This window comes from Aeromonas sp. QDB68 (genome assembly GCF_027707405.1).
Lineage (GTDB): Bacteria > Pseudomonadota > Gammaproteobacteria > Enterobacterales > Aeromonadaceae > Aeromonas > Aeromonas caviae.
Genome location: NZ_JAPCIQ010000113.1, coordinates 1 through 9,462 on the forward strand (window position 1 = coordinate 1; position 9,462 = coordinate 9,462).

4 protein-coding genes are annotated in these 9,462 nt (G+C 67.7%); all 4 read right to left on the reverse strand.

The genetic code is table 11. The annotated features are described in order from the left end of the window. Nucleotides 1–189: 189 nt before the first annotated feature. The gene (gene recD, locus PG892_RS19895) at nt 190–2,244 is read right to left on the reverse strand and encodes an exodeoxyribonuclease V subunit alpha (RefSeq protein ID WP_270825746.1); all 2,055 of its coding nucleotides are present in this window, start codon (nt 2,242–2,244) and stop codon (nt 190–192) included. Nucleotides 2,245–2,252: 8 nt separating this feature from the next. Further along, nucleotides 2,253–5,867: an exodeoxyribonuclease V subunit beta gene (gene recB / locus PG892_RS19900; protein WP_270825747.1), complete on the reverse strand. Its 3,615-nt coding sequence runs from the start codon at nt 5,865–5,867 to the stop codon at nt 2,253–2,255. Next, nucleotides 5,867–9,223: an exodeoxyribonuclease V subunit gamma gene (recC, locus tag PG892_RS19905; RefSeq protein WP_257707627.1), complete on the reverse strand. Its 3,357-nt coding sequence runs from the start codon at nt 9,221–9,223 to the stop codon at nt 5,867–5,869. The genes recB and recC overlap by 1 nt, the downstream gene beginning before the upstream one ends. Nucleotides 9,224–9,327: 104 nt before the next feature. Beyond that, nucleotides 9,328–9,462 (reverse strand): IS3 family transposase (locus PG892_RS19910; protein WP_270825748.1); only part of this gene is annotated, 135 nt, incomplete at its 5' end.

Below are 9,462 nucleotides of genomic sequence, written 5' to 3' on the forward strand. Positions count from 1 at the left end.
GGGCATGCAGTCGTGGCAAGCCCTCCGATGCCATATCGGCTCTTGAAGCTGGCTGAGGGTCATGGGTAATCAGGAAAGCAATTAAAACCCCTTTGGGGGAGACTGCTCAAAGAGATAAATGAGCAATAATTGTTCACTCCTAAAAACATACGTTGACGGCGGCAACTCCCTTCACCGCCGTACCATCGCTCACTCCCCCAACCTCTGTGCCAATCCGGAATAACGCTCGGTCTTTTTCCGCACGGCCTGTGCCAGCAGGGCGCGATCGCCGTAGAGATCGAGGCGGGCCTTGGCGCGGGTGATGCCGGTGTAGACCAGCTCCCGGGTCAGGAGCGGGCTGGGGCTGTCGGGCAGCACCAGCACGGTATGGGCAAACTCCGAGCCCTGGGATTTGTGGATGGTCATGGCGTAGACCGTCTCATGGGGGGACAACCGGCTGGGCAGCAAAGCCCGCAGGGTGCCGTCCGGCTGCTCGAACCAGACCTTTAACCGCCCGCTTTCGTCCGGCAGGCAGAGCCCCATGTCGCCGTTGTAGAGGCCCACCCCGTGGTCGTTGCGCACCACCATCACCGGGCGGCCCGCATACCAGTCGCCGTCACGCTGGATCAGCCCTGCCTTGGCGAGGGCCAGTTCGAGCCGCTCGTTGAGCCCCGTCACCCCGAAGGGGCCGTCCCGCAGGGCGCAGAGGATCTGGAAGCCGTTGAACGCCTTGAACACCGCCGCCGGATCCTCGCCGGCCCGGGCCGCCTTGAGGTAGCTGCCATAACCGGCCACCCCCCCGGCAATCAGGGCGTTGTAGGCCTCCCCCGCCCAGGGGTGCAAGCGTATGTCGCCAAATCCTGCGCTCCAGACCGCCTCCACCGCCGCCCCGTCGCCGCTGTTGCAGGCCCGCGCCAGCTGGCCGATGCCGGAGTGCTGATCGAAGCGCCAGCTCTTGGAGAGCAAACAGAGGCTGTCGCGCACGCTGGCCCCCGCTGGCGTGCCTTGCAGGCGATACCCGGTCTGGCGGGAGAGCCAATCCGCCTGCGCGGGGCTGATGCCCTGTTCGATAAAGCTGCAGATATCCCCGAGCACGGCCCCTGCCTCCACCGAGGCGAGCTGATCCTTGTCGCCGAGCAGGATCAGGCGGGCGTGGCGGGGCAGCGCGTCCAGCAGGCGCGCCATCATGGGCAGGTCCACCATGGAGGCCTCGTCCACCACCAGCAGGTCGAGGTGCAGCGGGTTGCCTCTGTGGTGGCGGAACTGGCTGCGCCCGGGGATCACCCCGAGCAGCCGGTGCAGGGTGCCCGCCTCGGTGGGGATGGCCTCCACCCACTCGGGGGGCAGATCCAGGGCCTGCAGGGCAGCGCCGATACTCTCGGTCAGACGCGCCGCCGCCTTGCCGGTGGGGGCCACCAGCCGGATCGCCGGGGCCTTGCCCCCTTGCAGGCCGGTCTCCACCAGGATGGCGAGGAGCTTGGCCACCGTGGTGGTCTTGCCGGTGCCGGGGCCGCCGGAGATGACCGCGAAGGGGCGCGCCGCCGCCGTGGCCGCCGCCAGCTTCTGGCCGTTGCAGCAGAGCGCCTCGGGCACCAGGGTATCCAGCCGCTCCAGCTCGCTGGCCGCCTGGGCGCTCTTTAGCAGGGTCTCCACGGCGGGCCACTCCACCTCGTGGGGGAAGACCAGATCCAGGTACTTCTCCACAAAGTGGCGGACGGAGAAATCCGGCGCGAGGCGGGCCTTGAGCAGGGCCCCGAACACCAGGCCGTAGTCGCGGGCAAAGAGGCGTGACAGGGCCGGGGCAATCTCCGGCCATTCGGCCCGTTCACTCAAGGCGCTAAGGTGGCGGGCCACCCCCAGCTCAAAGTCGTGGTAGCGGGTAAGGTAGAGGCGATCCCCCCAGAGCCGCAGGGGCCAGCGGGGGGTCTCCCCCTCCTCCTGTTCGCTCCCCACCAGGGGGCTGGCCGCAAAGAGGGCGGGCCAGCTCGCGGGATCCGCGAGATCCGCCAGCAGATCCCGGCTCTGATCCGGATCCAGCCCGAAGGGACGCGAGGATCCCTGCCCGTCACCGCCCTGAGCGAGCATCGCCAGCGGCAGGCAGACATGGCCGCGCCCCAGCTCATGGCAGGCGAGCGCGGCCCCCAGCACCAGCTCGGGGCTGCCGCCCAGGTCGGCCACCAGCCTGGCAAATTGCAGGTCAAGCTGGCGGATGCGCCCCGCCAGCGCCAAGGCTTTCAGCCGCTCTATCATGGTTTCGCCCTTCATCTCGCCCCTCATGCCTCTGCCTTGTTCGATTTCTCTAAACGATGATCGTCAGATGTCACACCTTTACTAAACAACTCGTCCAGCCCCAGCACCAGTTCCCGGCTGGGCCGGGCATGGAAAATGCCCCCCTGGGGCATGCCGCGCAGGAAGAGATAGAAGACCCCGCCAAAATGCCGGTCGAAATCGTAGCCCGGCAGCCGCAAGGCGAGCAGCCGGTGCAGGGCCAGCGAATAGAGCTGGTATTGCAGATCGTAGCGATGCTCGACCATGGCCCGCTCCAGGGCCGGGCGGCCGTAATCGGCGGGGCTCATACCAAGGTGGTTCGATTTGTAGTCGAGCAGATACCAGCGCCCCTGCCACTCGAACACCAGGTCGATGAAGCCCTTGAGCATCCCCTGCACGGTGGCAAAACCGAGCGGCTTGCCGCCCCGCGACAGGGGGTCGTGCTGCTGGCAGAGTGCGGTCAGCGCCGGTGCCGTCACCCGCCCCATGGGCAGGAAGAACTCCAGCTCCACCTGTTTGCGCTCGGGGGCCAGATCCCGCAGCCGCACCGGATCCCCAAGGCCGGTCTCAAGGGGGGTATCCAGCACCGCCTCCACCTGCTGTTGCAGCACGGGGGCCCAGCCTTCGTCGAACCCCTCCTGGGCCAGCAGGGCGGCGATGTGCTGTGCCAGCGCCTCGCCCTTCGCGTGCTCGAAGTCGATGGTCTCGAACAGGCTGTGGAGCAGGGTGCCGGGACGCGCCCCCTTGGGGAAGGTGAAGATGGAAGGGGCGGGCGCCTCCTCTTCCTGCACGGTGACGGCGGCCTCGGTGGCCACCTCGTCGTCGAAGCCGGGGTTGGCCAGCACCCCCTTGCCGTGGCCGTTGCCCTGGGCCGCGAGCCCAGAGTAGGAGCTGATCCACCAGTCCCGCTCAAGCTGCCCCTGGAACGCGCGCACGGTGGGCTCACCCGGTTTCTCCGCCTCGGCGGGCAGCGGGGCCGGGCGGGTGAGCGAGGGCTCACCGACGGCCACCCCCGGCAGGGCCTGGGCCAGGTCGGTGAGGGCGGTCGCCAGTGTCCCGGCGTCCCCCTCCTCCCCCTTTTGCAGCAGGTAGCCGATGGCGGTGCGGTGCAGGTCGGTCTTCTCCGACTTGCCCGCCCCGGAGCGCACCGGCGCCAGCCCGAGCCAGGTGGCATAGACCCCCCGGGTCAGGGCCACGTAGAGCAGGCGCAAGTCTTCGGCGAGGCGCTCCTTGTCGGCCTCGGCCAGGGACTCCTCGGCACCGGTGAGATCGAGCACGGTGCGATTGCCCGCCTCCCCCGCTTCGTGGAACAGGGGGGTGTCGGCGGCGCGGTGGCTGCAAATGAACGGCAGGAAGACCAGCGGGTACTCCAGCCCCTTGGATTTGTGGATGGTGACGATCTGCACCAGCTTGCGCTCGGACTCCAGGCGAAGTATCTGCTCCCCGTCCTGGCCGTTGGGCTGGCTCACCGCCTCCCCGAGCCAGCGCAGCAGGGCGTACTCCCCGTCCAGCTCGCCGCTCGCCTGTTGCAGCAGCTCGCCGAGATGGAGGAAGTTGGTCAACCGCCGCTCCCCGTAGGGGCTCGCCAGCAGGGAGGCGGCGAGGTTGCGCCCGTGCATCAGGGCCCGCAGCATGGCCAGCACCCCGTGTCGATGCCAGACCGCGCGGTATCCCATGAACTCCTGCACCGCGCTCTCCCAGGCCCGCTCGTCCGAGGCCAGCGCGTCCAGGGCCCTGGCATCGAGATCGAACAGGCCGGTGGCGAGCGCCGCCCGCAGGCTTCGCTCATCGCTCGGGTTCTGGCAGGCGTGCAGGATCAGCAGGATCTCCCGCGCCTCCACCTGGGCCAGCACGCTCTCGCGGTTCGACAGATAGACGGAGGCGATGGCAAGGCGCGCCAGCTCCTGTTGCACCAGCTTGCCCTCGGCGCCGGTGCGCACCAGCACGGCGATATCCCCGGCCCTGACCGGCTCGCTGCCGAGCATCGCCTTGCCCTCCCGGGCCAGCGTGAGCAGGCGATGGATCTCCGCCGCCGTGGCGCGGGCCATCCTGCTCTGGTACTCCCCCTTGTTGAAGGTGGGCTGACCGGTGAGCTGCCAGCAGTGCAGCACGGGGGCGGTCTGCCCCTCGATCAGCAGCGCCCGGCTCTTGCCCTGCGCCTCCACCGGCAGGAAGGGGATGTCCGCCTCGTAGATGAAGGGATCCTTCGCCCGCTCGAACAGGCCGTTGACCGCCGCCACCAGGGCGCGGCTTGAGCGCCAGTTGCGCCCCAGGGTGTAGTGGGCGCTCACATTTCGCCGCGCCTGGATGTAGGTAAAGATGTCCGCGCCACGAAAGCCGTAGATGGCCTGCTTGGGGTCGCCGATCATCAGGAGCGCCGTGTCCTGGTGACCGCCGTAAAGGCGATGGAAGATGCGGTACTGCTGGGGGTCGGTATCCTGGAATTCATCGATCATGGCGACCCGGTAGGTGGCGCGGATGCGCTCGCACAGCCGCTCCCCCAGGCCCGAGCCGAGCGCCCCGTCGAGATCCCGCAGCAGATCGTCGAAGGAGAGCTGATGGGCCTGGCGCTTGCTCTCCTGCATCCGGCTGCGCACCACCCTGGCCGCCCGCTGCAAGACGAGATCCCGGATGCCCGGTCGGCTCGCCAGCAGGGCGTCTATCTCCCCAAAAAGCGGCAGGGTGGGCACCGTTCCCCCCTTCTTGAGGTTCTCCTCCAGCGCCTGCTGGCCGAAGCGCTCCAGCTCCTTGGGGAGGACGTAGCCGCTGGTCTCGTCCTGCGCCCAGTCGCCAATCTTGGCAAGCCAGCCCTCGTAGTTCTTGCCGGTGTAACGGCTGATCTGCCCCTCGGTCTGGCGGCGGATCTCGTCCGTCTGCGCCAGCCACCCGGCCTTCACCGCCCCGATGCGGGCCATGGCGACACTGTGCCGCGCCGCCAGGGTCTCGTCCCCCGCCACCGGGCGGATCTCCAGCTCGTCGTTGTCGAGCCAGTTCCCCATCTCCCGCAGCAGGGCGGCGGGGCTCGGCCAGAGCCTTCGCACCGCCCGGGCCAGGGGCTGATCCACCGGATAGAACTCGGCGCGCCAGTAGTCACTCACCGCCTGCAGCCGGAGCCGGCTGTCGTCGGTCAAAAATTCGGTTTCAAAGAGGGCGCCCGACTCGAAAGCGTTCTGCCTGAGCATCCGCTGGCAGAAGCCGTGGATGGTGAAGACCGCCGCCTCGTCCATCTGCCGCTCGGCGGCCAGCAGGCGACGGGCTGCCAGATCGTGATCCTCCACCTCCACCAGCAGTTGGGCCAGCAGGGTATCCGTGCTGTGACCGCGCATAAAGGCGAGACGCGCCTCGTGGATGCGGGCGCGGATCCGCCCCCTCAGTTCGGCGGTGGCCGCCTCGGTAAAGGTCACCACCAGGATCTCGGTCACCGACAGGGGCCGCTCGTGGGCACAGGGCTGACCGGCGTCTCCCCCCTCCTCGCCTGCTTGTTCGATAACCGGGCCGTGGCCCAGCAAGAGGCGCAGATAGAGGCCCGCGATGGTATAGGTCTTGCCGGTCCCGGCGGAGGCCTCGATCAGCCGCTCGCCATAGAGGGGAAAACGCAGGGGATTGAGCGGGTTAGCCATTATTGCAACTCCTCCAGCGCCTGATGGAGCGGGGTCAGGTGTTCACGGGCCAGCCCCTGCAACTGGGCCAGCACCTCGTCATCGAGTTCCGGGAAGCAGCGGGCGACATAGACGTCCTGCCCCTCTCCCGTCACCATGTAGCCGCCGTTGAAGCGGGCAAGTGCCGCCTTGTCGGCCTCCTCCGGCTTTGCCGGATCCTTCTCGATCCCCTTGAGCCACTCCCAGGCGGTGCTCGGGAAGAAGGGCAGCGGCCGCTTCATCCCCTGGGTCCAGAGGGCCACCAGGGCCGCCAACCTGGGCCGCGCCTCGTCCACCGCAAGCCTTGGCAGCCGCAGACTCTGTTTGGCATCGAACAACAGGGTGTCGCCGGGGGCGCTGCTCAATGAGAGGCAAAGGTGCTGGATCCAGGCCAGCAGCAGATCCTTGCCGTTGAAGCTGCCGGGTTTGACCACCAGCGCTCGTCCCTTCTGGGTGTCTATCCAGCCCTGAAGCTGCCCCTGGGCCAGGGCGATGTCGATCTCCACCGCCTGTTTGTCCCCCGTCCAGGGGCGCAGCCGCGCCGCCAGCTTGCCCATCTCGCCGTCGATCTCCTCCAGCAGCAGGCTGCCGAACCACCCTTGCGGCAGCAGGCCGGAGAGTTGCAGCCGGTGGCGACGGGCCTCGCTCTCCCCTTCGGTCAGATGGGCATCCAGCAGCAGCGCCTTGAGCTGATAGTGCTGCAGGCCGTCCAGCTCGAAGGGCTCGCTGTCTTCGATGGTCGCCTCCTCCAGCTCGAACCACACCTTGAGGCGGCGGTTGAGGAAGTACCTGGCGGGCTGGCGATAGAAGCGCAGCAGCTCCGCCAGCTCCAGCCCCTGCTCCCTGCCCCACTCTGCGGGCAGGGGCAGATCGCCGCTCTGGAAGTTGGCGGCCCCCCGCTCCGGGCTCAGGGCCGGCAGCCAGTCGGCGGCATAGGTGAAGAGACCGGAGCCGGGCTCGGGGTAAAAGTAGGCCGGGCTGTAGGGGGTGAGGGGGTGCGCCACGATCAGGTGTTCGAGCAGCCGCTGGCCCGAGGTGTCGTCGTCGAGATCTTCATCCCCCGCCAGCACGAAGCCCTGGCGCACGTAGTCGATGAGCTCCGCCAGCAGCACGGAGGGCACCTTCTCGCTGTTGTCCTGGGCGCTGAACCCCTGATAGCTGATGTAGAGCCCCTGCTGGGCACTGAGGAGCGCTTCGAGGAAGAGGTAGCGGTCGTCATCCCGGCGGGATCGGTCCCCGCGCCGCGAGGCCACCGCCATCAGATCGAAGCCCATGGGGGGCAGGGTGCGCGGGTAGACGCCGTCGTTCATGCCGAGCAGGCAGACCTGGCGGAAGGGAATGGAGCGCATCGGCATCAGGGTGCAGAAGTTGACCTGACCGGCGAGGAAGCGCTGGCTGGAGCGGGACTCCCCCAACACGCTGCCGAGGTAGTCCTGCAACAGGTCGGCACTGATGGCCTGCTCGAAGCGGGCCTCGCCGAGCTGGGCCTGCCAGTCGGTGAGCTGGCTGCGAATGAGCTGGAGCTGGCGCTCTTCATCCTCGTCGGCGAGATAGAAGCGCTCCAGCAGCGCCAGCAGGCAGGCGTGCCATTCGGCCAGCGGCTGTGCCTGTTGCAGCCGGGGCAGAAACTCCGCCAGGGAGTCGACGAACCAGGCGAGCTTGCCGAGGATCAGCCCCTGCTGCCCCTCGATGTCCGCATAGGGCAGGATCCCCGCCACCGGCTCCCCGTCCCCCATGGCAAAACCCAGCAGCATGCGCCGCAGGCCGAACAGCCAACTGTTGCCGGACAGACGCGGCAGCGCGAAGCGCTCGGGATAGTCGTCATCCAGACCCCAGCGGATGCCGGTCTCCTGCACCCAGCGCCGCAGCACGTTGAACTCGTCGTCGTCCAGCTCGAAGCGGCGCAGCACGGCGGGCACCTCCAGGATGGCGAGCAGCTCCCCCGCCCCGAAGCGGGCGTTCGGCAGCCTGAGCAGGGCGAGGAAACTTTGCAGCAACGGGCTCTCCTGGCTCGCCGCCCGATCGGAGATCGCAAAGGGGATCTGGCCGCGGGCCCCGCCCCGCCCCTTGCCGCCCTCCTTGCCAAAGACGGCCTGGATGTAGGGGCCGTAGCTGTTGACGTCCGGCATCATCACCACCACGTCTTTGGGGGTGAGGGTGGGATCCTGCTCGAACAGGGCCAGCAGCCGGTCGTGCAGCACCTCGAGCTCCCGCATGGGGCCGTGGCAGGCGTGGATCTGCAAAGTACCGTCATCCAGGCTGACAGGGCTCTTGTGGTGGCTGGCATCGAGATTAAACTCGCCGGCCCCCCGTTCCGCCAGCTCCAGCACGTCTTTCTGGATGGCCCGCAGCAAGGTGACCTCGCCCTCATCGTCGCGATCCTCGATGTCGACGAAGGCCTCGATCTGCGGCACCTCCAGCTCCATCAGCTGGTGCAGGTAGTCGCGCCCCAGCTTGCCCATGGAAGCGAGCAAGGGGTTGGCGGGGCCCTGCAGGGTCTCGAGATCCGTGCCGGGCTTGAGCTTGTTTTCGAGGCGAGCCAGGGTCTTGCGATCGAGTAAGTCCCCCCAGTAGTAGCGGCAGGGGTTGGTCACAAACAGGTGTACCTCCACCTCGGGGCGGCTGCCGAGGGCCAGCAGGGCCTCCACATAGCGGGGCGGCAGGGCCGAGATGCCGAACACGAAGACCCGTTGCGGCAGCCTGCCCGGCAGATCCCGGGTGCGCTCCAGCTCGTGGATGAAGGCCTCGTAGAGGTTGGCGCGGTGGTAGCCGCTGGGGCTGAGGGCCAGGGTGCGGGCCACCAGCTCGCGCCAGAGCTCGGGCTGCCAATCCTGACCGCTCACCCCGGCCAGCTCCTGGCTCAATCCTTCCCCCTCTTCCCAGCGGGCGATCCAGTCCGGCCGGTAGACCAGATACTGGTCGAACAGATCCGCCACCTTCTGGCAGAGCTGCCAGAGCCGCACCTGCTCCGGCGCCGCCCCGTCACTGCCCCCCAGATAGGCCGCGAGGGGCGCAAAGGCGGGTCTGCCGAGCAGAGTGGGCAGAATGGTCATCAGGTGCCAGCTCATGGCCCCCTTGTTGTAGGGGCTCTGGCGCGGCACGTCCGCCAGCACCCGGGTGAACATCTCCCAGATGAAACTCGCGGGCAGGGGAAAGTCGATGTTGGCGGCGATGCCGAACGCCTTGGCCAGCTCCAGCTTGAGCCACTGGGCCATGCCGGGACTCTGCACCAGGATCTGCTCCCGATCGAAGGGGTGGGAGAGCGGAGCCTGCCGGATGCGGCTCACCAGCAGCTCCTTGAGCAGATCCAGCTGATTGGAGTGGTAGAGGGTAAACATGGACGACTCCCGCCAATTTCATGAAGAGGGGGTGCGCGGGGGGACACTCTCTGGCATTCCCGTCACGGCACGCGAATCGGGATTGTTGAATCGCCCCGGCTTCTCTAGACACTTTCGAGCCTCTCGAAATATTGCTTCTCACACTCTACTGGCGATAGCCCGTTGTTGAAACTGTGCCGGCGCTTGGGGTTGTAAAACATTTCAATGTAATCGAACACATCCTGCCGGGCTTCCTCGCG